Source organism: Nocardioides sp. LMS-CY (assembly GCF_018732145.1).
GTDB lineage: Bacteria > Actinomycetota > Actinomycetes > Propionibacteriales > Nocardioidaceae > Nocardioides > Nocardioides soli.
On the sequence record NZ_CP076104.1, the window covers coordinates 1,437,056 to 1,460,042 of the forward strand.

Below are 22,987 nucleotides of genomic sequence, written 5' to 3' on the forward strand. Positions count from 1 at the left end.
GGGCTAGGGTCGACGCATGGCGAAGACCCCCGCGGCCGAGGTCCAGGCGGGCGGCCGTGCCGTCCGCGTGTCCAGTCCCGACCGGGTGATCTACGAGGCGACCGAGACCACGCCCGAGGTCACCAAGCTGATGGTCGCGGAGTACTTCGCGAGCGTCGAGGACGGGCTGATGCGCGCGCTCCGCGACCGGCCGACGGCGTTGGAGCGGTGGACCTCCGGTGTCCGGCCCGGCATGAAGCTCGCCACCGGGCCGCAGGACAAGGACGCCGACGCCTTCTACCAGAAGCGGGTGCCCAAGGGGGCGCCCGAGTACGTCGAGACCGTGCAGGTCACCTTCCCCTCGGGACGCACCGCCGACGAGATCTGCCCGACCGAGATCGCCGTGCCGGTCTGGTGCGCCCACATGGGCACGCTGGTCTTCCACCCGTGGCCGGTACGGCGCACCGACACCGACCACCCCGACGAGCTGCGCATCGACCTCGACCCGCAGCCCGGTACGACGTTCGCCGACGCCGTCCGGGTCGCCGGTGTCGCCCGCGAGCTGCTCGAGGAGCTCGGCCTGCGCGGCTACCCGAAGACCTCGGGCAACCGGGGCGTGCACATCTACGTGCGGATCGAGCCGCGCTGGGAGTTCACCGACGTCCGGCACGCCGCGATCGGCTTCGGCCGCGAGCTCGCCCGGCGCGACGACGGCGTGACCGTCGACTGGTGGAAGGAGGAGCGCGGCGAGCGGATCTTCGTCGACTTCAACCAGAACAACCGGGACCGGACCATCGCCTCGGCGTACTCCCTGCGCCCGCTGCCGGGTGCCCCCGTCTCGACACCGATGACCTGGGACGAGCTCGCCGGCGTGAGGGACCCGCGGGAGTACAACCTCTTCACCGTCCCCGATCGGGTCCGAGACGGTGACCCGTGGGCCACGATCGACGAGACGGCGTACTCCCTCGATCCGCTGCTGCGACTCTGGGAGGAGCTCCCGGGCGGGGAGCTGAACTTCCCGCCCGACTACCCCAAGATGCCGGGGGAGCCGCCGCGGGTGCAGCCGAGCAAGAAGGTGGCGGAGCACTGGGACGAGGCCGGCAACCGGATCGAGTGAGCACGTTCCGGACGGCCGCCGTCGGGGTACCGTCTGTCTCGTGGATCACACGGCGACGACCGAGCGTCCGTTCGAGATCGGGGTCAGGTCCGGGCACGGGCACACCGTGGTCACCGTCAGCGGGGAGATCGACGTCTTCACGGCCTCGCGGCTCCGGCAGGTGCTCTTCGACCCGGTGCTCTGCTCGCAGCCGCGGGTCGTCGTCGATCTCGACGGCGTGACCTTCATGGACTCGACCGGGATCGGGACGCTGGTCGCCGCGCGGCGCTGGCTGGCCAGCCGAGAGGCCGAGATCGGTCTGGTCTGCGGACCCGGCCCGGCGCTCCGGCTGCTCGAGATGGTGAGCCTGGACAAGGTGTTCGAGATCCACGCGTCGGTGACGGCCGCGACCGAAGGACCCTGATGGCGACGGACGACCACCGGGTCTCGCGCGACGACGCCGAGCCCGCGAAGGGCGGTCCGGCCGGAGCAGCGCGCTGGGCGGCGTACCTCGACTGGGTCCGCGCCGACCTCGCGGCGACCGTCCTGGCGCTGCCGGAGGAGCGGCGGCGTACGACGCTGGTGCCGTCGGGGTGGACGCCGATCGAGCTGCTCAGCCACGTGCTCCACATGGAGCAGCGCTGGTTCGTCTGGGGCTTCCTCGGGGACTCGGTCGACGACCCGTGGGGCGACTGGACCGTCGACGAGCCGTGGGACGAGGCCGCCGACGGGCGCTGGGCGGTCGCCGACGACGTGACCGCCGAGCAGCTCGTCGAGCGCCTGGAGCGGATCGGGGAGCGGACCCGCGGCGTGCTGCGAGACTTCCCGCTCGACGCGACCGCCGCGCCGGGAGGCCGGTTCGCCGACGACCCGCCGACGCTGGAGTGGATCTGCTTCCACGTGCTGGCCGAGTACGCCCGGCACGCCGGCCACCTCGACATCGCGGTCGAGCTCGGCGACGTGCGGTCGGCCTAGGCCGATGCCCTAGCCTCGACCCGTGCTGCTCGCCTTCGACACCGCCACCCCGCACGTCTCCGTCGCCCTCCATGACGGGGAGTCCGGCAAGATGGTGGCCGAGCTCCGTGCCGAGCGGCCGATGAAGCACGCCGAGCAGCTCGCCCCCCTCATCGACCGGGCGATGAGCGAGGTGGGCATCGTCCGCCAGGACCTCACCGCGATCGCCGTCGGCGTCGGGCCCGGACCGTTCACCGGCCTGCGCGTGGGCCTCGTGACCGCGCGCACCCTCGCCTTCGTGCTCGAGATCCCCGTGTACGGCGTGTGCTCGCTCGACGTGCTGGCCGTGCAGGCCGTCGACACCGGTGTCGTGACAGAGCCGTTCGCGGTGGCGACCGACGCCCGCCGCAAGGAGGTCTACCTCGCGCGGTACGACGCCGACGGCGCTCGTCTCGACGGACCGCTCGTCGACAAGCCTGCCGTGCTCGCCACCGACGTCCCGGTGGTGGGGCAGGGAGCGGTCCTCTACCCCGACTCCTTCCCGCGCCGGGTGGGACCCGAAGCGCCGGACGCCGGCTGGCTGGCCCGTACGGTGGCGGAGGAGCGAGCGGAGCTGCTCGACCCCGAGCCGCTCTACCTGCGCCGGCCGGACGCGGCCGCCGCGCACCCGCCGAAGCCGGTCTCGTGACGGTCCGGCTCGCGGCCGCCGGCGACATACCCGCGGTGGCGGCGCTGGAACGCGACAACCTCGGCGCCGACGCCTGGTCGGAGGCGCTGGTCGGCGAGGGCGTGACCGGCGCGCTGCCGACCGTGAGCTACCTGGTCGCCGAGGTCGACGGCGTCGTCGTCGGCCATGCCGTGGCCAGCATCGTCGCGGACATCGCCGAGCTGCAGCGGATCGCGGTCGATCCGGGGTATCGCCGCCACGGGCTCGCCTCCGAGCTCCTGGACGCCGTGGTGGTCGCCGCCCGCGCGGCCGGTGCCGACCGGCTGCTGCTCGAGGTGCGCGAGGACAACGCGGGCGCGCTGGCGTTCTACTCCGCCCGCGACTTCGTCGAGGTCGACCGGCGGCGCCGCTACTACCGCGACGGCACCACGGCCATCGTGCTGCGCCGCGGCCTGGGCCGAGGCTGCGGCGCCCGCGGCTAGATGACTAATTCCAAGGTCTCGCACGCTACGCGACGCTCAGCATCCACGCTGGCTGCGTTGCCAGCGCTCGAGAGACATCCAGCCTGTCGTCGCGCCGGCGCCTGGCCAGCGCGGCGCTGAGCGCCGCTCGCTTGCACGATCCCTTGGAATTACTCATCTAGGCCGTTCGGCACAATGATCGGGTGAGCGACGAGCCGCTGATCCTCGGGATCGAGACCTCCTGCGACGAGACCGGTGTCGGGATCGTCCGCGGCCACACGCTGCTGGCGGACGCCGTCGCGAGCAGCGTCGACGAGCACGCCCGCTTCGGTGGCGTCGTCCCCGAGGTCGCCAGCCGCGCCCACCTCGAGGCGATGGTGCCGACCATCGAGCGTGCCTGCGAGACCGCGGGCATCGCGCTGACCGACGTCGACGCGATCGCGGTGACCAGCGGCCCCGGCCTGGCCGGGGCCCTGATGGTCGGCGTCGCCGCGGCCAAGGCGCTCGCCGTGGGGCTCGACAAGCCGATCTACGGCGTCAACCACCTCGCCGCGCACGTCGCCGTCGACCAGCTCGAGCACGGCCCGCTGCCCGAGCCGTGCCTGGCGATGCTGGTCTCGGGTGGGCACTCGTCGCTGCTGCGGGTCACCGACGTGACGGGTCAGCACGGCGGGGTCGACCCGCTCGGCGCGACCATCGACGACGCGGCGGGGGAGGCCTTCGACAAGGTCGCCCGGCTGCTCGGGCTGCCCTTCCCCGGCGGCCCGCACATCGACCGCGCCGCCCGCGAGGGCGACAGCGTCTACGTCGACTTCCCGCGCGGTCTCACCGCGCGCCGCGACCTCGAGCGGCACCGGTTCGACTTCTCGTTCTCGGGTCTCAAGACCGCGGTGGCGCGCTGGGTCGAGGCCCGCGAGCGCTCGGGCGAGCCGGTGCCGGTCAACGACGTCGCCGCGTCGTTCCAGGAGGCCGTCTGCGACGTGCTCACCCGCAAGGCGATCGACGCCGCCGTCACCGAGGGCATCGACCACATCCTGATCGGCGGCGGCGTCGCCGCGAACTCGCGACTGCGGGTGCTGGCCGAGGAGCGCGCCGCGGCCCGCGGCATCCGGGTGCGGGTCCCGCGCCCCGGCCTGTGCACCGACAACGGCGCGATGGTCGCCGCGCTCGGGTCCGAGATGGTCGCCCGCGGTCGTACGCCGTCGCGACTCGACCTGCCCGCCGACTCCTCCCAGCCGGTGACCGAGGTCCTCGTCTGAGGGTGCCGAAATGGCGATACCCAGTGACGATGTGGCTGTTCCGGTGCTGTCGGAACGACCACTTCGTCACTGGGTATCGCGCGCTCGGGCGTACGCCCGCGATCCTGGCGTCAGGTGCGGGCCGGCTCCTCGGGCACGTCGGACAGCTCCTGGGGGGCCTGCCGGTCCTGGTGGCCGGGCCACCAGGCTGCGTGTCCGATGAGCGCGGTGAGAGCCGGGGTGAAGAACATCGCCATCACGAACGCCGCGATGAAGATGCCGAAGGAGAGCGCGAAGCCCATCGACATCATCAGCGTGTTGCCGCTGAGCATCAGCGAGGCGAACGTGCCGGCCAGGATCACGCCGGCCGCGGCGATGGTCGGCCCCGCGTGCTTGAGCGCCTCGGCGGCCGCCGCCCGCGGCTCCTTGCCCTCGCGGGCCTCCTCACGTAGTCGCGCGATCATCAGGATGTTGTAGTCGGTGCCCAGTGCCGTCACGAACAGATAGATGTAGATCGGCAGCATGAAGATCAGGCCGCTGTCGCCCGCGATGCCCTGGAACACGATCACGGTCGCGCCGAGGGTCGCCGCGAAGCTGAGGCCGACCGCCGCCATCAGGTAGAGCGGGGCCACCAGGCTGCGCAGCAGCAGGGCGAGGATCAGCATGATCACCAGCGCGGCGACCGGGAAGACCACCTTGTAGTCGCGGATCATCGCCTCCTGCAGGTCGGCGAAGATGCCCGGCGTACCGCCGACGAAGGCCTCGGTGCCGTCCGGTGCGGCCGCGTGGGCGGCGTCGCGGATCGGTCCCTTGACGTCGTCGAGCGCCTGGTCGGACGCGGGGTCGTTGTCGAGGACGACCATGAACTGCGCCGTGGTGCCGTCGTCGGAGACCGTGGCCGGGTAGACCTGGGACACGCCCTGCGCCTCGCCGAGGTCGCTGGCGAACGTCTCCAGGGAGGCCTCGTCGAGGGTGCCGTCGTCGGCCCGCACGATGACCGGGACCGGCTCGCTCGCGCCGGCCGCGAAGTGCTCCTGGAAGGTGTTCAGCGACTTCGTCGACTCGACGTCCTTGGGCAGGCTCGAGGTGAAGTCGAACGACGGGTTGAAGCTGAACGCGAAGACCCCGAGCACGGCCAGGACCAGGCCGGACGCGGCGGCGAACACGCCCGGGCGCCGGCCCAGGTTCTGGCCGATCTTGCCGAAGCGAGCCGCCTCGGGCTCCTGGCGCCACTTCTTCGAGGGCCAGAAGAGGGCCCGGCCGAGCACGGTCACGACCGCCGGCACGAGGGTCAGCGCCGCGAGCAGCGTCACGGCCACCGCGATCGCGAGTGCCGGGCCGATCGCCTTGAAGATGCCCAGCGAGCTGAGCAGCAGCGCGAGGAAGGCGACGATCACGGCGCCGCCGGCGGAGGCGATCGCCTCACCGGCCCGCTCGAGCGCGTGCACCACCGAGGCGCGGGTGTCCTCGCCCTGCCGCAGCCGCTCGCGGTAGCGGAACAGGAAGAACAGGATGTAGTCGGTGCCGATGCCGTAGAGGACGACGACCAGGATCGTCTGGATCGACGAGTCGGCCTTGAGGTCGAAGGCCTCGTTGGCCCAGCCGATCAGGCCGGTCGCGACCATGGACACCAGCGTGACGACGACGATCGGCATCAGGCAGATGATGACGCTGCGGAAGATGATCGCCAGCAGCCCGACGATGAGCACGATCGTGGCGATGCCGACGATGGCGAGCGACCGCTCGCTGGACTCCTGGGAGTCCAGGCCCTGCGGCACGGAGCCGGTGGAGGTGACCTTCAGGTCCGTGCCCTCGGTCAGATCGGCGATGTCGTCGCGCATCGACTTCGCGTCGTCGAACGCCTGGGTGTCGAAGCCGGTCGAGCCCTCGGCCAGGCCGACGATGCCGACCTGGACCTTGCCGTCCTCGGAGATGTTCGGCTGGCCGTCGGGACCGACGGTCACGACCTGCTGGACGAAGGTGTCCTTGCCCAGTTCCGGCCCGAGCTCCTCGGCGATCCGGCCGACCTCCGCCTGGTCGTCCTCGGTGAGTGCCTTGCCGTCCTCGCGCTCGAAGAGGATCAGCGCCGCCGGTGTGGTGGCGCCGGGGAACTGCTCCTCCTGGATCTGGGCCGCCTGCACCGACTCGTAGTGGTCGGGCAGGAACTCCGACTCCTCCTGGGTGGTGGTCAAGGCGGGCGCGAAGGCCGCGACGAGGATGGCGATCACCACCCACGCGGCGATGACGAACCAGGGACGACGGGACGTGAGACGACCAAGAGCTGCGAACACGATCGGCAAGCCTACCGACGAGCGGCGTCCGGATGCCTCCGACTTTCGTCTACCCCCGACCTAACTCGGGGCGAAGTCCCGGTGACGTATCGCTCACTCGGAGAGCACGAACTCCTGGACCGACTCGGGGTTGCGGCCCGGCGCCTCCGGTACGACGACCTCGGGGTCGTCCCACGTCAGGTCGACCCGCTCCAGCGACCATGTCGACGTCTTCCAGTCGGTGCGCGCGACGACCAGGTGGGTCGCATCGGCCCAGGCGGCTCGGCTGATGACGTCACCCTTCCCCGCGGACGCGTAGCGGCCGATCTCCTGCAGATCGAGGTCGTACGTCGACGCCTCGCCGAACATGTTGTTGTCGCCCCGGAGGGCCATGAGGTGCTGCCCGTCGGGGGCGAACTCGAGGTACCCGACGTCGCAGCTGCGAGCGACGACCGTGCCCGTCTCGGGCTCGTAGAGGCCGCTGCACCCGAACTGCTCGTGGTCGGCGTCGGGGACGAACGAGACCGCCCAGAGCTTCCGGTCGGGGCTGACGTCCACGACCCGGAAGGGCTCGGGGGTGGTCAGCGCCGACTCGCCCGCGGAGGTCATCTCGACCGACGTCGCAGTTCCGTCGTCGACCAGGAGATGACCGGGGTCGATGACGGCGCTGATGTTTCCGTCGGTCCCCGGCAGTCTCGGGATCCGTGCCCACGTCGCCGGTTCGGTCGTGCCGCTCGCCAGGACCCGCACGGTGAGATCCTTCGCGACCCACGCTGCCGCGTCGTCGCGCGGAGACATGGAGAACACGTTCTGGCGCACCGGGTACGTCGCGTCGAGCGAGCCGTCGGCGGCGTACACGCGGACCTGCGACGGCCGCTGCACCGCGAGCACGATCCGACCGTCGGTGAGCACGCCCAGTTGTGTCACGTCGGCATTGTCGACATCGAGGCGCACGGTCTCGCCGTCGGGCTTGGTGACGACGCCGTCGTGCAGCACCGACGAGCCGGGCGCGGTGAGCGGCGGGGCCGGCTCGGGCGCCCGCTCGCTCCCACCGCCGGTCAACGCCGCCGGCACCAGCACGACCGCCGCCACGGCCGCAGCCACGCCGACCGCGGCCGCCGTCCGCCGCCGGCGCCGGATCTGCCGGGCGCGGCCGCGCACGGTCTCGAGGGTGAGAGGCACGCCGTGGACGTCGTCGGCGTGGCGCTCCAGCTCTCGCACGAAGGTCTCCTCGGTCATCGCTCCTCCTCCCGGTGGCTGCCCGGATCGGCGTGGGGGTTCAGGTCGACGGGCGTTCGCTCGCGCAGCGCGGCCAGCGCCCGGCTGCACTGGGACTTCACGGTGCCGACCGAGATGCCGAGCACCTCGGCGGTCTCGGCCTCGGTGAGCTGCTCGTAGTAGCGCAGCACCACGACGGCGCGGGCCCTGCGCGGCAGCGTCTGCACGACCTGCCAGACCGCGGCGGACCGGCCCTCGTCGTACGCGTCGTGCACCGGCGTGCGGTCCGGCACCGCCTCGGTGGTGACCTCGCGCCGACGCCAGGGGCGCCGCCAGACCGAGTTGTTCTCGTTGACCATGATCCGTCGCACGTAGGCGTCGACCGAGTCGCGCTCCTGCACCCGCTCCCAGGCCAGGTAGAGCTTCGCGAGCGAGGTCTGCAGCAGGTCCTCCGCCTGGTGCTGATCGCCCGTCAGCAGGTACGCCGTACGCAGCAGCCGCGGCTGGCGCGCCTGGAGGTACGCCGTGAAGTCGGCGTCGCGGTCGGTCATCGCCGCTCCAGTCTCCTCGATCGTCCGCACATCCCCGAGACGCGGTCGGGAGCCCGATGGTTGCAAAACTTGCCCGATGCGGTTGGCTAGCCGCATGCATCAGGTGAAGGGCGTGGTCGCCCGTGGCAAGGGTCAGCCCGTCGAGGTCGTGACGATCAATGTGCCGGACCCGGGTCCGGGCGAGGCGCTGGTGAAGGTCCAGGCGTGTGGGGTGTGCCACACCGACCTGCACTATCGCGAGGGTGGCATCAACGACGACTTCCCGTTCCTGTTGGGCCACGAGGCCGCGGGCGTGGTCGAGGCGGTCGGTCCGGACGTGACCGGTGTCGCGCCGGGCGACTTCGTGGTCCTGAACTGGCGCGCGGTGTGCGGTGAGTGCCGGGCGTGCAAGCGGGGCGAGCTGCAGTACTGCTTCAACACCCACAACGCGACGCAGAAGATGACTCTCGAGGACGGCACCGAGCTGTCCCCGGCGCTGGGCATCGGCGCGTTCGCGGAGAAGACCCTGGTCGCGGCGGGCCAGTGCACGAAGGTCGACCCGTCGGCCCGTCCGGCCGCCGTCGGCCTGCTCGGCTGCGGTGTGATGGCCGGCATCGGCGCCGCCATCAACACCGGTGAGATCACCCGGGGTCGGTCGATCGCGGTCATCGGCTGCGGCGGCGTGGGCGTGGCCTCGATCGCGGGGGCGGCGCTGGCCGGCGCCTCGCCGATCATCGCGGTCGACATCGACCCGAAGAAGCTCGAGGCCGCGAAGCGGATGGGCGCGACCCACACCGTCGACTCCTCGAAGGTCGACGCGGTCGAGGAGATCAAGCGGATCTGCGCGGAGACCTACGACGGTGCGGACGGCGCCGATGTGGTGGTCGAGGCGGTCGGGCGTCCCGAGACCTGGAAGCAGGCGTTCTACGCCCGCGACCTGGCCGGCACGGTCGTGCTGGTGGGTGTGCCGACCCCGGACATGAAGGTGCCGGACCTGCCGCTGATCGACGTGTTCGGCCGCGGCGGTGCGCTGAAGTCGAGCTGGTACGGCGACTGCCTGCCGAGCCGGGACTTCCCGATGCTGGTCGACCTCTACCAGCAGGGCCGGCTGGACCTGGACGCGTTCGTGACCGAGGAGATCGGCATCGGCGACATCGAGGCCGCCTTCGAGCGGATGCACCACGGCGACGTACTGCGCAGCGTGGTGATCCTGTGACCGGTCCGGGAACTGGTCCGGGATCTGCCAGGGTCGACCACGCGGTCAGCTCGGGCACCTTCTCCCTCGACGGGCAGACCTTCGAGGTCGACAACAACATCTGGGTGATCGGCGACGACGCCGAGTGCGTGGTGATCGACGCCCCGCACTCGGTCGCCGACATCCTGGCCGTGGTGGGGGACCGGCGGGTCAAGGCGATCGTGTGCACCCACGCCCACGACGACCACGTGCGGGTCGCGCCGGCGCTGCGCGAAGCGGTCAACGACGGGTCGGGCGCGCCGATCATGCTGCACCCGGCCGACCGGCCGCTGTGGGAGCTCACCCACAGCGACCACCTGTGGGACCTCGACCTGGCCGACGGTCAGGTCATCGAGGTGGGCGGTACGACGCTGCAGGTCCTGCACACGCCCGGTCACGCGCCGGGCGCGGTCTGCCTCTACGCCCCCGACCTGGGGTGCGTGTTCACCGGCGACACCCTCTTCCAGGGTGGGCCGGGCGCGACCGGCCGCTCTTACTCCGACGGGGACCAGATCTTGGAGTCCATCCGGGCCCGGCTCTTCGCCCTGCCCGACGACACGGTCGTGCACACCGGTCACGGTGACGACACCACCATCGGCGCCGAGCGAGCCGCGCTGGGCTGAGCCGCCGACGCTGCGGCGGTCCTGACGGGACCTAGGTCCCGTCAGGACCGTCCGTGCGGCCCTGCTGACGGCGTTCAGCAGTTTCTAACGTTCTGGGTGAAGCAGGACGAAGGAGTCCCGCCAACACAGGGAGGCGCACGATGCGCTCGGCATTCGACAAGTTGATCTCATGGACGGGACTGGCCCTCGCCGCCGTCCTCCTCATGGCCGGTGGCCTGCTCACCTGGGCGAACGTGTTCATCGGTGACCAGGTCGAGGCCCAGTTCACCCAGCAGGACATCGTGATGCCGGAGGGCGACGCGCTCGCGAGCCTCCCCGAGGCCGACGCCGAGGCCCTGAAGCCCTACGCCGGCAGTCCGCTGGACACCGGGCCCGAGGCCAAGGCGTTCGCCGACCACTACATCCTGGCGCACATGAACGCGTCGGGTGCGGCCCTCAACAACGGTGACCCCGTCACCTACGAGGAGGCCAGCGCCAAGGGTCGCGAGCTCTCCGCGGCCATCGCGGAGAACCCCAACGCCACCCAGGCGCAGAAGGACGAGGCCCAGGCGTGGATGGACCTGCGTGAGTCGCTCTTCATGGGCAACACCCTCCGCGGCCTGCTCCTCTACGGCTACGCGTTCGCGACCGTCGGCACCATCGCCGGCATCGCCGCCATCGCCGCCTTCGCCGGAGCAGCGGTCCTGCTGGTCCTCTTCGGCTTCGGTATCTGGCACGCCCGCCAGGCCCGTCGCGTCGAGGCCGAGGGGCAGCCGGTCCCGCAGGTCGCCTGACCGCCCACGACCCGAGTCTCCCGGGAGCCAGTCGGCTCCCGGGAGATTCGTCTGTCGGCGTCGATCAGAAGGGCTCCACCAGCAGCGCCGTGCCCTCGCCGGCCACCCGGGTGAGCACGATCGTCGCCTCGCCGTCCCCGCGCAGGTCGAGGCGCTTGCGCAGCTGGTCGGGGACGACGTCGACGCCCCGCTTCTTGATCGTGAGCCGCCCGATGCCGCGCTCGCGGATCGCCGCCCGCAGCTGCTTCTCGCGGTAGGGGAGCTCCTCGACGACCCGGTAGCCGCGCGCGAACGGCGTCCGGTACGACGCGTCGGAGGTGACGTAGGCGATGTGCTCGTCGACGAGGCCGCCGTCGACGCCCGCGGCGACGGCGGTGACGAGTCCGGCCCGGATCACGGCGCCGTCCGGCTCGTAGAGGAAGGCACCGACCACGCGGACGTCGGCCCCGGGGTCGTCCTCGTCGGTGAGCGTGGCCAGTCCGGTCTCGGCGATCACCGTCGCCCGGCGGGCACAGGTCGCCAGCCGACCGGACCAGAGTGCGGCCTCCTTGACCTCGCCCCGGTCGCTGACCCACTCGGCCTCGACGCCGGGCGGCAGCAGGTCGTGGGGGATCCCCGGCGCGACCTTCACGCAGGAGTCGCGCGCGAGCAGCCGCTCGACGAACGACCACGGCGGCGTCCAGCCGTCGACGTCGAACGTGCGGCCGCGGGCGCCCCGCCGGGCCGGGTCGGCGAAGGCGACGTCGAACGGCGTGGTGTCGACCGTCGTCGCGTCGGCGACCGTCACCGCACCCGGGAGACCGAGCGCCTCCAGGTTGGCCCGGGCGACCTCCACGCGGACCGGGTCGAGATCGACCCCGGCGCAGACCAGGCCGACGCGGGCCGCCGCGAGCAGGTCGCCGCCGATGCCGCAGCCGAGGTCGATGAGCGTGGTGGCCGAAGCGGCCGCCAGCCGGGCGGCGCGGTGCTCGGCCACGCGCGGCCGGGTCGCCTGCTCCAGGCCGTCGGGCGTGAAGTACATCCGGTCGGCGAGGTCGCCGAACTTCGCCCGGGCCCGCACCCGCAGGGTGACCTGGGTCAGCGCCGCCGCGACGTGTGCCGGCTCCGCCGTACGGCGCAGCCTGGTCTGCGTGGCGAGGGAGTCGCCCGAGGCGCGCAGCTCGCCTGCCGCCGCGTCGAGCAGGCGCTGGCCGTCGTCGGTGAGCAGCCACCGGAACGCGTCGAGATCCACGGTCCGATCCTGTCAGTGCGGGGTAACGCTGGCACTCAGTTGGGGTGAGTGCTAGTTTCTGATCTGGCACTCTCCTCGTGAGTGTGCCAGCGCCTGTGAACCGGTGCGACCCCCGCGACGGCGTACCGGACCCGCAGGCACCAGACGTGCACCACCCACCATCGAAGTGCCAGAAAGTGGAGGTCGACATCGTGTCGGTCAACATCAAGCCTCTCGAGGACCGGATCGTCGTCAAGCCGCTCGACGCTGAGCAGACCACGGCCTCCGGCCTGGTCATCCCGGACACCGCCAAGGAGAAGCCCCAGGAGGGTGAGGTCCTGGCGATCGGTCCGGGTCGCATCGACGACAACGGCAACCGCGTCCCGCTCGACGTCAGCGTCGGCGACAAGGTCATCTACAGCAAGTACGGCGGCACCGAGGTCAAGTACGCCGGCGAGGAGTACCTCATCCTCTCCGCGCGCGACGTACTGGCTGTCGTTTCCTGATTTCCCTCGGGTCGTCCGCCTCTCAGGGGTCTGTAGCCCCTCCTGAGGCGGACGACCCGATCTTCGTTGAGAGGAGAGTCATGCCGAAGATCCTGGAGTTCGACGAGAACGCCCGCCGCAAGCTCGAGCGCGGCGTCGACGCGCTCGCCAACGCCGTCAAGGTGACGTTGGGCCCGAAGGGCCGCTACGTCGTCCTGGACAAGAAGTGGGGCGCCCCGACCATCACCAACGACGGCGTGACCGTCGCGCGTGAGGTCGAGCTGGACGACCCGTTCGAGAACCTCGGTGCGCAGCTCACCAAGGAGGTCGCCACCAAGACCAACGACATCGCCGGCGACGGCACCACCACCGCCACCGTGCTCGCGCAGGCGATGGTCCACGAGGGCCTGCGCGCGGTCGCGGCCGGCGTGAACCCGATGGGTCTCAAGCGGGGTATGGACGCCGCGGCCGAGGCCGTCGGGGACGCGCTGAAGGAGGCCGCCCGCGAGGTCGAGTCCGTCGAGGACATGGCCTCGGTCGCGACGATCTCGAGCCGCGACAGCGTGATCGGCGACCTGCTCTCGCAGGCCTTCGACAAGGTCGGCAAGGACGGTGTCATCACCGTCGAGGAGTCCAACACCATGGGCACCGAGCTCGACTTCACCGAGGGCATGCAGTTCGACAAGGGCTACATCAGCCAGTACTTCGTCAGCGACCCCGAGCGGATGGAGGCCGTCCTCGACGACCCGTACATCCTGCTGCACCAGGGCAAGATCTCGGCCGTCGCCGAGCTGCTCCCGCTGCTGGAGAAGGTCATCGCCGCCGGCAAGCCGCTCTTCATCCTCGCCGAGGACGTCGAGGGTGAGGCGCTGTCGACCCTGGTCGTCAACAAGATCCGCGGCACGTTCAACGCCGTCGCGGTGAAGAGCCCGGCGTTCGGTGACCGTCGCAAGGCGATGATGCAGGACATCGCGACCCTGACCGGCGGTCAGGTCGTCGCCCCCGAGGTCGGCCTCAAGCTCGACCAGGTCGGTCTCGAGGTGCTCGGCCAGGCCCGCCGCGTCGTGGTGACCAAGGACAACACCACGATCGTCGACGGCGCCGGCGACTCCGCCGAGGTCGAGGGCCGGGTCAACCAGATCAAGGCCGAGATCGAGTCCACCGACTCCGACTGGGACCGCGAGAAGCTCCAGGAGCGCCTCGCGAAGCTGGCCGGCGGCGTGTGCGTGATCAAGGTCGGCGCGGCCACCGAGGTGGAGCTGAAGGAGAAGAAGCACCGCATCGAGGACGCCGTCTCCGCGACGCGCGCCGCGATCGAGGAGGGCATCGTCGCCGGCGGCGGCTCCGCGCTCATCCACGCGGTGTCGGTGCTCGACGGCGACCTCGGCCTGTCCGGCGACGAGGCGGTCGGCGTGCGCATCGTGCGCAAGGCCGCCGACGAGCCGCTGCGCTGGATCGCCGAGAACGGTGGCGAGAACGGCTACGTCATCACCACCAAGGTCCGCGAGCTCGGCAAGGGCAACGGCTACAACGCCGCGACCGGCGAGTACGGCGACCTGGTCGCCCAGGGTGTGCTCGACCCGGTCAAGGTGACCCGCTCCGCGCTCGTCAACGCCACCTCGATCGCGGGCATGCTGCTCACGACCGAGACCCTGGTCGTCGACAAGCCCGAGGAGGAGGAGTCCGAGGCCGCCGGTCACGGGCACGGCCACGGGCACGGCCACTGACGCCGAGCCGGCGCCAGATTGCAGTCGAGTCGGCGCCAGATTTCACCTCCGGGCTGAAATCTGGCGCCGACTCGGCGTTTCAGCAGGACGGCGTGACGAGGGGCCGATCGACGCCGCGCAGCAGGTAGACCGGGTGCCCGTTGCAGGCCGTCCCCGCCTCGACGTACTCGTCGGAGATGACCTCGGCGAGCTCGTCGACGCCCCGGTCGGACCACGCGTCGAGGGCGACCCACTCGACCAGCCACGTGGGCGCCCGCGGCCCGGCGAGGAGCGCGGCGAGGTCGGCGTACCCGGGGTCCTTGGTCCGCATCGGCAGGCTCCAGAGGTACGGGTACGGCGAGGCCATCCCGCTGGCGTGCTGGAGGTCGGCTCGGCCGCCGAACACCATGAGCGTGTCGCCCGGCTCGGCGGACGCCGCGATCGCCTCGCCGGTGCGGACCTCGTCGAACTCCTGCTGCCCGGTCAGGTTCCAGGCCAGCCAGGAGACCATGCCCACGGCCGCCGACAGCGTCGCGAAGACCACGAGACCGCGCATCGTGCGACCCGACCGACCCGCGCGGCCGGCGAGCAGCGCCGTGCACAGCGCGGCCCCCGGCACCAGCGGGATCAGGTAGTCCTGCCAGAAGCTGCCGCCGGCGGCGAGCGAGAGCAGGTCGGCGACCACCACCGCGATCGTGGCGGCGACCACGGGCGGGTCGTCGCGCCACAGCTCGCGGGCGTTCGCGATCGGCCCGGCCAGCACGGCCAGCAGGCCGGTCGCCAGCGCGATCGCCAGCAGGATCCAGGCCCGGCGCTCGGGGGCGTCGGTGGTGCCGTCGGCGATCACCCGGGCGGCGGCGGCCCGGAACCCGTAGACCGTGTCCCACAGCGTGCCGAGCCGGACCCCGGCCAGCTCCGCCCACGCGACCGTCGCGAGCACCGGGACCGCGGCCCCGAGCACACCGGCACCGGCGAGCACCGCCGTCGACCGCCCCTCGAGCCGGCCGGTGCGCCAGGTGACCAGCAGCAGCACGCCGGCGAAGAGCAGGCCGGTCACCAGGTTCTGCTTCAGTCCCACCGCCAGCGCGCCCGCGGCGCCGGCGACGAACGCGGCAGGCCAGGAGCGGCGGCGTACGGCGAGCAGCGTGAGCAGCATGCTGCCGAGCACGCAGGGCAGGGCGAGTAGCTCGCCCTTCACCGCCACGACGTCGATCATCGGGTTCGAGAGCAGCGCGGCGGTCAGCATCGCGGTCCACACGGTCGCGCGCGGGCCGCTCACGGTGCCGGCGATGGCCGCCGCCAGCAGCACCGAGAGTCCCGCGACCAGCGCGCCGAGGAGCCGCAGCGTGGTGACGCCGCCGAGGGCGTCGACCGCGTCGAAGACCGCGATCAGGGCCGGCGGCCGGTCGACCCAGTAGGGACCGAACAGGCTGTCCGGGCGCGGGTCCCATGCGCCGGCGACCAGGAGGAACCCGGCCTCGTCCGCGCGCACCGGGCGGGTCAGCGCGGGCAGGCGGGCGAGCACGGCCACCGCGACGGCGATCGCGACCGGATGTCGCCGTACGAAGTCGCGCACGGGCCCCACCTTCTCAGGTCGTCGGGCGCCTCCGGCGGGGCACCCGTCGGCTTCGGGCCGGAGGGGTCGCGCCGGTAGGCTGTGGGAGTGGAGCTGCCGGAGAAGTTCGCCCCGCTGGGCCTGACCTACGACGACGTCCTCCTGCTGCCCGGTCACTCCGACCTGGCGCCTGCGGACATCGACACGACCTCGCGGCTCACCCGCGAGATCTCGCTGAAGGTGCCGCTGGTCAGCGCGGCGATGGACACCGTCACCGAGTCGCGGATGGCGATCGCGATGGCCCGCGAGGGCGGCCTCGGCGTGCTGCACCGCAACCTGTCGATCGAGGACCAGGCCTACCAGGTCGACCTGGTGAAGCGGACCCAGACCGGCATCATCTCGAACCCGGTCACCATCGGCCCCGACGCCACGCTCGAGCAGCTCGACCGGCTTGCGGGGGAGTACCGCGTCTCCGGCTTCCCGGTCGTCGACGGCGAGAACCGGCTGCTCGGCATCATCACCAACCGCGACCTGCGCTTCACCCCGGTCGCCGAGTGGGCGACCACCAAGGTCGACGAGGTGATGACGCCGATGCCGCTGATCACCGGCCCCGCCGACATCAGCCGCGAGGACGCCACCGTGCTGCTGCGCAGGCACAAGCGCGAGCGGCTCCCGCTGATCGACGAGCAGGGCCACCTCACCGGCCTGATCACGGTCAAGGACTTCGTCAAGGGCGAGCAGTTCCCGCACGCGTCGTACGACGGCGCCGGCCGCCTCATGGTCGGCGCGGCCATCGGCTACTTCGGTGACGCCTGGCAGCGCGCGACCACGCTCATCGAGGCCGGCGTCGACGTGCTCGTCGCCGACACCGCGCACGGCAACGTGCGGATGCTGCTCGACATGGTCCGCCGACTCAAGTCCGACCCGGCCACCCGCCACGCGCAGGTCGTCGGTGGCAACGTCGCGACCCGGGAGGGCGCGCAGGCGTTCGTCGACGCCGGCTCCGACGCGGTGAAGGTGGGCGTCGGGCCGGGCTCGATCTGCACCACCCGCGTGGTGACCGGGGTCGGCGTGCCCCAGGTGACCGCGGTCTACGAGGCGGCGCTGGCGTGCAAGGCCGCCGGCGTGCCGGTGATCGCCGACGGCGGCATGAAGTACTCCGGCGAGATCGCCAAGGCCCTGGTCGCCGGCGCCGACACCGTGATGGTCGGCTCGCTGCTGGCCGGCTGCGAGGAGTCGCCCGGCGAGCTGGTCTTCGTCAACGGCAAGCAGTTCAAGTCCTACCGGGGCATGGGCTCGCTGGGCGCGATGTCGAGCCGCGGCAAGAAGTCCTACTCCAAGGACCGCTACTTCCAGGCCGAGGTCGCCAGCGACGACAAGATCGTGCCCGAGGGCATCGAGGGCCAGGTCGCCTACCGCGGCCCGCTCGCCGCCGTGGCCCACCAGCTGATCGGCGGCCTCAACCAGTCGATGTTCTACGTCGGCGCCCGGACCATCCCGGAGCTGCAGGAGAAGGGTCGGTTCGTCCGGATCACCCAGGCCTCGCTGCAGGAGAGCCACCCGCACGGCGTACAGATGACCGTCGAGGCCCCCAACTACTCCGGACGCTGACAAAGGACCCACGACTGTGACCGACATCGAGATCGGCCGGGCCAAGCGCGCCCGGCGCGCCTACTCCTTCGACGACATCGCGATCGTGCCCTCGCGGCGCACCCGTGACCCCGAGGAGGTCAGCACCGCCTGGCAGATCGACGCCTACCGCTTCGACATCCCCGTCCTGGCCGCGCCGATGGACTCGGTGATGTCGCCGACGACCGCGGTGGCGCTGGGGCGGTACGGCGGGCTGGGCGTGCTCAACCTCGAGGGCCTCTGGACCCGCTACGAGGACCCCGACCCGCTGCTCGAGGAGGTCGCCGGGCTCCGGGGCACCGACGCGACCCGGCGGCTCCAGGAGATCTACCTCGAGCCGATCAAGCCCGAGCTGATCACCGAGCGGCTGCGCGAGATGCGCGAGGCCGGCGTGACCGTGGCCGGCTCGCTCTCCCCGGGGCGGACCAAGGAGTTCGCCAAGGCGGTCGTGGACGCCGGGGTCGACATGTTCGTGATCCGCGGCACCACCGTCTCCGCCGAGCACGTCTCCTCGCAGGCCGAGCCGCTCAACCTCAAGGAGTTCATCTACGAGCTCGACGTGCCGGTCATCGTCGGCGGCTGCGCGACCCACCAGGCCGCGCTGCACCTGATGCGCACCGGCGCGGCGGGCGTGCTCGTCGGCTTCGGCGGCGGCGCCGCCCACACCACCCGGACCGTGCTCGGTGTCGCCGTGCCGATGGCCTCGGCGGTCGCCGACGTCGCCGCCGCCCGCCGCGACTACCTCGACGAGTCGGGCGGGCGCTACGTCCACGTCATCGCCGACGGCTCGATCGGCAAGTCCGGCGACGTCGCCAAGGCGATCGCCTGCGGTGCCGACGCGGTGATGGTCGGCTCGCCGTTCGCGCGCGCCACCGACGCGCCCGGTCGCGGCTTCCACTGGGGCACCGAGGCTCACCACCACGACCTGCCGCGCGGCCAGCGGGTGGAGTTCGAGACGATCGGCACGCTCGAGGAGATCCTCTTCGGTCCCTCCCGCGTCGCCGACGGCACGATGAACCTGGTCGGTGCGCTGCGCCGCTCGATGGCGACCACCGGCTACACCGAGGTCAAGGAGTTCCAGCGGGTGGAGGTCGTGGTCGAGTGATCGAGCCCGGCTCCGTCACCATCCACACCGACGGCGCCTGCGTGCCCAACCCTGGCCCGGGGGGCTGGGGAGCCCTGCTGCGGTACGGCGAGCACGAGCGCGAGCTCTGCGGCGGCCAGGTGGAGTCGACCACCAACAACCGGATGGAGCTGACCGCCCCGATCGAGGCGCTCGAGACGCTCACCCGACCGTCGGTGGTGCACCTCTACACCGACAGCACCTACGTGCGCAACGGCATCACCTCGTGGGTCGTCTCGTGGCAGCGCAACGGCTGGCGGACCAGTGCCAAGCAGCCGGTCAAGAACGTCGACCTCTGGCAGCGCCTCGTCGAGGCCTGCGCCCGCCACGAGGTGGAGTGGCACTGGGTGAAGGGGCACGCCGGCGACGAGGGCAACGAGCGCGCCGACCGGCTCGCCGCCCGCGGTCTCGCCGAGGCGGTCGCCGCGGCGCCGGCATGAGCACCCTGCTCGTCGCGGCGGCGCAGGCCGCCGCCGTGTCGGGCGACCTGGCCGCCAACGTCGGCACCGCCGTCCGGCTGGTCGACCTCGCCGCCGGCCAGGGCGTGCGGCTGGTCGTGCTGCCCGAGGCGTTCCTCACCGGGTACGACGTCGAGGCGTTCACCGGTCCGCTGCCCGACGTCGCCGACCTGGGTGGCGGCTGGCTCGACCCGCTTCGTGCGGCGTCGGCCGAGGGTGGGGTGACCGTGGTGGCCGGCGCCGCCGTGCGCCGCGGCGACGCCCGGCGGCTCTCGCTGGTCGTGGTGCGTCCCGACGGCAGCGCCACCGCGCCGTACGACAAGCAGCACCTCGACGGCCTCGAGAAGCAGCTCTTCACGGTCGGCGACCACGGCGCGTCGATCGACGTCGACGGCGTCGAGCTCGGGCTGTCGGTCTGCTACGACGGCTGCTTCCCCGAGCATGCGCAGGCGGCCGCGCTCGACGGCGCGGTCGGCTACCTGGCCGCCGCGGCGTACTTCCCGGGCGGTGGCCACCGGCGCGACCTCTACTACGCCGCGCGCGCCGTCGAGAACGGCATGTACGTCGTGCTCGCCGGCCTCACCGGACGCTGCGGCGCCTGGGAGTTCATCGGTGGCTCGGCGGTCTACGACCCCGAGGGGCGCCCGCTGGCCCGGCTGGGCGACGAGGAGGGCCTGGCGATCGCCGAGATCGACACCGAGGTCGTCGCGCAGACCCGGGCCACGCACACGATGGTCCACGACCACCGCGCCAGTCTCGGACCGCGGGTCCGGGCCTAGGAGCCTGCCGCGTCCGTTTGCTTGACTGGTCGCATGACCCGCTCCAGCGCTCTCGGACCGCAGGCACGCGAGGAGGCGCTCGCGGCGATGACGCACGACGAGCGTGAGCTCGACGTGCTCGTCGTCGGTGGCGGCGTCGTCGGCGCGGGCACCGCGCTCGACGCGGTCACCCGCGGACTCAGCACCGGCCTGGTCGAGCAGCGCGACCTGGCCAGCGGCACCAGCAGCCGCAGCAGCAAGCTGGTCCACGGTGGCCTGCGCTATCTGGAGATGCTGGACTTCGGGCTGGTCCGCGAGGCGCTGCAGGAGCGCGGCCTGCTGCTCACCCGGCTGGCGCCGCACCTGGTGCGACCGGTGCCGTTCCTCTACCCGCTCACCCATCGCGGCTGGGAGCGGCCGTACGTCGCGGCCGGGCTCACGCTCTACGACGGCATGGCGATGCTCGGCGCGCTGGCGAACCTCGGCGGCGAGATGGGCGTCCCGCGGCACCGGCACCTCTCCCGGCGGGCCGTGCAGCGGATCGCGCCCGACTTCGACCCGGCGTCGCTCGCCGGGGCGATCAAGTACTACGACTGCCAGGTCGACGACGCCCGGCTGGTGCTGACGATCGCCCGCACCGCCGCCTCCCACGGTGCGCACGTCGCGACGCGGGTGAAGGTGACCGGCTTCCTGCGGGAGGGCGAGCGCATCGTCGGCGTACGCGCCCGTGACCTGGAGCACGACCGGGACCTCGAGATCCGGGCGCGGGTCGTCATCAACGCGGCCGGGGTGTGGACCGATGAGATCCAGGAGCTCGTGGGCGGGCGCGGCGCGCTGCACGTGCAGGCGTCGAAGGGCATCCACCTCGTGGTGCCGCGCGACCGGATCCGGTCCGAAGCCGGGTTCATCGTGCGCACCGAGAAGTCGGTGCTGTTCGTGATCCCGTGGGGCCGGCACTGGATCATCGGCACCACCGACACCGCGTGGAACCTCGACAAGGCGCACCCGGCCGCGTCGAAGGCCGACATCGACTACGTGCTCGGCCACGTCAACGCGATCCTGCGCGAGCCGCTCGACCACGAGGACGTCGTGGGCGTGTACGCCGGGCTGCGGCCGCTGCTCTCGGGCGAGTCCGAGCCGACGTCCAGGATCTCCCGCGAGCACACGGTCGTCACGCCCGTGCCCGGCCTGGTGATGATCGCCGGCGGCAAGCTCACGACGTACCGCGTGATGGGCCGCGACGCCGTCGACGCGGCCGCGCACTCGCTGACCTCGACGCTGGGTCTCACCGTGCGCCCCTCGATCACCGACCGGGTGCCGCTGCTCGGCGCCGCCGACTGGGAGACCCGCTCGAACCAGCGGGTGCTGCTGGCCCGCCGCTCCGGTCTGCATGTCGCGCGCGTCGACCACCTGCTCGGGCGCTACGGCGGGCTGATCGACGACCTGCTCGGCCTGATCGCCGCCCGGCGCTCCCTCGCGCTGCCGCTGGAGGGTGCCGAGGACTACCTCGCCGCCGAGGTCGTCTACGCCGTCACCCACGAGGGTGCCCGCCACCTCGACGACGTCCTCACCCGGCGTACCCGCATCTCCATCGAGACCTTCGACCGCGGCGTCGCCGCCGCCCCCGGCGTCGCCCGCGTGATGGCCGAGGAGCTGGGCTGGGACGACGCCCGCACCGCCGAGGAGGTCGACCACTACCTGCGCCGGGTCGAGGCCGAGCGTCAGTCGCAGCTGAAACTCACCGACCAGGAGGCGGATGAGGCGCGGGTCGTGGTGGGGGATGTGGTGTGAGGGTGGGCTCGTTTCCCCGGCCGCCCGGTGAAACGAGTGCGACACGCCGACGCGGCATGGCGTGTCGTGCTCGGGTTGCCTGACAGATCCTTCGGCTCACGCGGCCCAAGGCTGTCCCGCCAGGGTGGAGCGAATGCGCCCGGCGGTGCGCTGAGGGTGTAGTAGGTCTGCCCACACGATGCGGATGCAACGCCAGCCCGTGATGCCGCAGACGACGCGTTCACGCTCCTTCTCGCGCAGCACCATGTCCGAGACCGATTCGCCAGGCCGCCGATAGCGCTGGTACTTCTCCTTGCCGTCGAACTCGAGGAAAACCCCCAGATCGGGCCAGGCGAAGTCGACGCGTGCCACGAGTCGTCCCGCGGCGTCCCTCACCTCGTACTGCGGTATCGGGCGCGGGAGGTGGTGGCGCCAGCAGAGCATGAGAGTCCGCGTCTCTCCGGCCGACTCACAGCGGGGCTCGACCAGACTGAGAACGATGGGTGCGTTCAGGCTGAAGGGGTTGGCCTTCATGCCTGCGAGTCGTTGCTCCATCAACTCAACCGACGTCTCGCCGGCCCGCACGAGTCCGTTGATGGTTACCAGCGCGTGCTCGGGTTCGGTGATCGCGATCATGTCGACTGCGGTCCGGGTGCCGCTCGTGAGCGGTATCCCGTCGCGGATGGTCAGGTCGCCCGCGCGCATCGAGCCACGATGCTGCACAACGCCCGCTTCTCGCCGTCCGGCCCTCCCGTCGAGGCGGGTGATGTGTACCGCGTCTCCCATGTCCCACACGGGTGCCTGGAGCTCGTCGGCTGCGCTCGGCCCTGCCAGCACGGCCGGCGAACGAGCACTGCGCAGCGTCGCGCGAGCGACGAGTCGACGGCGACCGGCGGCATTGAGGGAGCGCCACAACGCGCCCTCGACGTAGGCACCGTGCCGGAGCCGATGGAGGGCGCCCGCTCGGCGCATCCGAGCAATCGCGCTCCCGTCATAGCCCGCAGCCAGCAGTTCGAAGCGCATCATGACCGGACCGTCGTGGATATCGATCGAGTTGAGATTCAGCATGTTCCTTCTCTGTCCACGTCCGGCGCACGACGACCCACGAGGTGGCGTCGCTGTGGATAGACCGATCGCGACCACGACCTGTGTACGAATTCCGGCGCACTCCCGTGCTCACGGTCAGGCGACCCGACGACGACACGCCGCGGAACGTCGGCGTGTCGTCGTCGTTTCACCGGGCGGCCGGG

22 protein-coding genes are annotated in these 22,987 nt (G+C 71.8%); 16 read left to right on the plus strand and 6 right to left on the minus strand.

Translation table 11 applies throughout. From position 1 onward, the window contains the following. The first annotated feature begins 16 nt into the window (after nt 1-16). From KM427_RS06855 to tsaD, 6 genes are all read left to right on the plus strand, one after another. Nucleotides 17-1,096 carry a DNA polymerase domain-containing protein gene (locus KM427_RS06855; protein WP_215526730.1) on the plus strand — a complete coding sequence of 360 codons (1,080 nt, stop codon included), beginning with the start codon at nt 17-19 and terminating at the stop codon, nt 1,094-1,096. A gap of 40 nt (nt 1,097-1,136) precedes the next feature. Then, a complete protein-coding gene (locus KM427_RS06860) occupies nt 1,137-1,499 on the plus strand; it encodes an STAS domain-containing protein (RefSeq protein WP_183591280.1) in 363 nt (120 codons plus the stop codon). After that, a complete protein-coding gene (locus KM427_RS06865) occupies nt 1,499-2,050 on the plus strand; it encodes a mycothiol transferase (protein WP_215526731.1) in 552 nt (183 codons plus the stop codon). Before KM427_RS06860 ends, KM427_RS06865 begins: the two co-directional genes overlap by 1 nt. 22 nt (nt 2,051-2,072) lie before the next feature. Beyond that, nucleotides 2,073-2,717, plus strand: a complete 645-nt coding sequence (gene tsaB, locus KM427_RS06870; RefSeq protein ID WP_215526732.1) for a tRNA (adenosine(37)-N6)-threonylcarbamoyltransferase complex dimerization subunit type 1 TsaB — start codon at nt 2,073-2,075, stop codon at nt 2,715-2,717. Next, nucleotides 2,714-3,178 (plus strand): ribosomal protein S18-alanine N-acetyltransferase, encoded by a 465-nt coding sequence (rimI, locus tag KM427_RS06875; RefSeq protein WP_215526733.1) that lies wholly within the window; start codon nt 2,714-2,716, stop codon nt 3,176-3,178. The genes tsaB and rimI overlap by 4 nt, the downstream gene beginning before the upstream one ends. Nucleotides 3,179-3,360: 182 nt before the next feature. Continuing rightward, on the plus strand, nt 3,361-4,416 hold the full coding sequence (gene tsaD / locus KM427_RS06880; protein WP_215526734.1) for a tRNA (adenosine(37)-N6)-threonylcarbamoyltransferase complex transferase subunit TsaD: 1,056 nt from the start codon (nt 3,361-3,363) through the stop codon (nt 4,414-4,416). 110 nt (nt 4,417-4,526) lie between these two features. Here the strand turns inward: tsaD and KM427_RS06885 are convergent, their stop codons facing one another. From KM427_RS06885 to KM427_RS06895, 3 genes are all read right to left on the minus strand, one after another. After that, complete coding sequence (locus KM427_RS06885; protein ID WP_215526735.1) at nt 4,527-6,686, minus strand: MMPL family transporter; 2,160 nt, start codon at nt 6,684-6,686, stop codon at nt 4,527-4,529. A 93-nt stretch (nt 6,687-6,779) separates the two neighbouring features. After that, nucleotides 6,780-7,904 (minus strand): WD40 repeat domain-containing protein, encoded by a 1,125-nt coding sequence (locus tag KM427_RS06890; protein ID WP_215526736.1) that lies wholly within the window; start codon nt 7,902-7,904, stop codon nt 6,780-6,782. Then, nucleotides 7,901-8,434 carry a SigE family RNA polymerase sigma factor gene (locus KM427_RS06895; protein ID WP_215526737.1) on the minus strand — a complete coding sequence of 178 codons (534 nt, stop codon included), beginning with the start codon at nt 8,432-8,434 and terminating at the stop codon, nt 7,901-7,903. Before KM427_RS06895 ends, KM427_RS06890 begins: the two co-directional genes overlap by 4 nt. 94 nt (nt 8,435-8,528) lie before the next feature. Here KM427_RS06895 and KM427_RS06900 point away from each other — a divergent pair, with 94 nt between their 5' ends. The 3 genes from KM427_RS06900 (at nt 8,529) to KM427_RS06910 (ending at nt 11,043) form a co-directional block, all read left to right on the plus strand. Next, nucleotides 8,529-9,629, plus strand: coding sequence for an S-(hydroxymethyl)mycothiol dehydrogenase (locus tag KM427_RS06900; RefSeq protein WP_183591271.1), 1,101 nt, complete (start codon nt 8,529-8,531; stop codon nt 9,627-9,629). Continuing rightward, nucleotides 9,626-10,270: an MBL fold metallo-hydrolase gene (locus KM427_RS06905; protein WP_215526738.1), complete on the plus strand. Its 645-nt coding sequence runs from the start codon at nt 9,626-9,628 to the stop codon at nt 10,268-10,270. Before KM427_RS06900 ends, KM427_RS06905 begins: the two co-directional genes overlap by 4 nt. 140 nt (nt 10,271-10,410) lie before the next feature. Continuing rightward, a complete protein-coding gene (locus tag KM427_RS06910; protein WP_183591269.1) occupies nt 10,411-11,043 on the plus strand; it encodes a hypothetical protein in 633 nt (210 codons plus the stop codon). 64 nt (nt 11,044-11,107) lie between these two features. Here KM427_RS06910 and KM427_RS06915 read toward each other — a convergent pair whose 3' ends face one another. Then, nucleotides 11,108-12,274 carry a class I SAM-dependent methyltransferase gene (locus tag KM427_RS06915; RefSeq protein WP_215526739.1) on the minus strand — a complete coding sequence of 389 codons (1,167 nt, stop codon included), beginning with the start codon at nt 12,272-12,274 and terminating at the stop codon, nt 11,108-11,110. A gap of 191 nt (nt 12,275-12,465) precedes the next feature. Here KM427_RS06915 and groES point away from each other — a divergent pair, with 191 nt between their 5' ends. Together groES and groL are read left to right on the plus strand one after the other, a co-directional pair. Beyond that, entirely contained in the window at nt 12,466-12,759 is a 294-nt protein-coding gene (gene groES, locus KM427_RS06920; protein WP_183592203.1) for a co-chaperone GroES, read from the plus strand. 80 nt (nt 12,760-12,839) lie between these two features. Continuing rightward, nucleotides 12,840-14,465 (plus strand): chaperonin GroEL, encoded by a 1,626-nt coding sequence (gene groL, locus KM427_RS06925; RefSeq protein WP_215526740.1) that lies wholly within the window; start codon nt 12,840-12,842, stop codon nt 14,463-14,465. 79 nt (nt 14,466-14,544) lie between these two features. On the opposite strand, the gene KM427_RS06930 is transcribed toward groL, so the two are convergent. Then, nucleotides 14,545-16,020 (minus strand): glycosyltransferase family 39 protein, encoded by a 1,476-nt coding sequence (locus KM427_RS06930; RefSeq protein WP_215526741.1) that lies wholly within the window; start codon nt 16,018-16,020, stop codon nt 14,545-14,547. Between the two features lie 87 nt (nt 16,021-16,107). Here KM427_RS06930 and guaB point away from each other — a divergent pair, with 87 nt between their 5' ends. Genes guaB through KM427_RS06955 form a run of 5 tightly spaced genes read left to right on the plus strand, consistent with a single transcriptional unit; the run spans nt 16,108 to nt 21,758 of the window. Next, on the plus strand, nt 16,108-17,610 hold the full coding sequence (gene guaB / locus KM427_RS06935) for an IMP dehydrogenase (RefSeq protein ID WP_183591265.1): 1,503 nt from the start codon (nt 16,108-16,110) through the stop codon (nt 17,608-17,610). A gap of 16 nt (nt 17,611-17,626) precedes the next feature. Continuing rightward, nucleotides 17,627-18,733: a GuaB3 family IMP dehydrogenase-related protein gene (locus KM427_RS06940; RefSeq protein ID WP_183591264.1), complete on the plus strand. Its 1,107-nt coding sequence runs from the start codon at nt 17,627-17,629 to the stop codon at nt 18,731-18,733. After that, complete coding sequence (rnhA, locus tag KM427_RS06945; RefSeq protein WP_252275116.1) at nt 18,730-19,191, plus strand: ribonuclease HI; 462 nt, start codon at nt 18,730-18,732, stop codon at nt 19,189-19,191. The genes KM427_RS06940 and rnhA overlap by 4 nt, the downstream gene beginning before the upstream one ends. Next, on the plus strand, nt 19,188-19,988 hold the full coding sequence (locus tag KM427_RS06950) for a carbon-nitrogen hydrolase family protein (protein WP_215526742.1): 801 nt from the start codon (nt 19,188-19,190) through the stop codon (nt 19,986-19,988). Before rnhA ends, KM427_RS06950 begins: the two co-directional genes overlap by 4 nt. 33 nt (nt 19,989-20,021) lie before the next feature. Then, nucleotides 20,022-21,758: a glycerol-3-phosphate dehydrogenase/oxidase gene (locus KM427_RS06955; protein WP_215526743.1), complete on the plus strand. Its 1,737-nt coding sequence runs from the start codon at nt 20,022-20,024 to the stop codon at nt 21,756-21,758. A gap of 96 nt (nt 21,759-21,854) precedes the next feature. On the opposite strand, the gene KM427_RS06960 is transcribed toward KM427_RS06955, so the two are convergent. Next, on the minus strand, nt 21,855-22,805 hold the full coding sequence (locus KM427_RS06960; protein ID WP_215526744.1) for a type IV toxin-antitoxin system AbiEi family antitoxin domain-containing protein: 951 nt from the start codon (nt 22,803-22,805) through the stop codon (nt 21,855-21,857). Nucleotides 22,806-22,987: the final 182 nt, after the last annotated feature.

What these genes read in the sequence shown, in the direction of transcription:
- KM427_RS06855 (WP_215526730.1), top strand. Translation starts at nt 17, where the DNA reads ATGGCGAAGACCCCCGCGGCCGAGGTCCAGGCGGGCGGCCGTGCCGTC.
- KM427_RS06865 (WP_215526731.1), top strand. Translation starts at nt 1,499, where the DNA reads ATGGCGACGGACGACCACCGGGTCTCGCGCGACGACGCCGAGCCCGCG.
- KM427_RS06890 (WP_215526736.1), bottom strand. Translation starts at nt 7,904, where the DNA reads ATGACCGAGGAGACCTTCGTGCGAGAGCTGGAGCGCCACGCCGACGAC.
- KM427_RS06895 (WP_215526737.1), bottom strand. Translation starts at nt 8,434, where the DNA reads ATGACCGACCGCGACGCCGACTTCACGGCGTACCTCCAGGCGCGCCAG.
- KM427_RS06900 (WP_183591271.1), top strand. Translation starts at nt 8,529, where the DNA reads ATGCATCAGGTGAAGGGCGTGGTCGCCCGTGGCAAGGGTCAGCCCGTC.
- KM427_RS06910 (WP_183591269.1), top strand. Translation starts at nt 10,411, where the DNA reads ATGCGCTCGGCATTCGACAAGTTGATCTCATGGACGGGACTGGCCCTC.
- groL (WP_215526740.1), top strand. Translation starts at nt 12,840, where the DNA reads ATGCCGAAGATCCTGGAGTTCGACGAGAACGCCCGCCGCAAGCTCGAG.
- KM427_RS06950 (WP_215526742.1), top strand. Translation starts at nt 19,188, where the DNA reads ATGAGCACCCTGCTCGTCGCGGCGGCGCAGGCCGCCGCCGTGTCGGGC.
- KM427_RS06955 (WP_215526743.1), top strand. Translation starts at nt 20,022, where the DNA reads ATGACCCGCTCCAGCGCTCTCGGACCGCAGGCACGCGAGGAGGCGCTC.
- KM427_RS06960 (WP_215526744.1), bottom strand. Translation starts at nt 22,805, where the DNA reads ATGCTGAATCTCAACTCGATCGATATCCACGACGGTCCGGTCATGATG.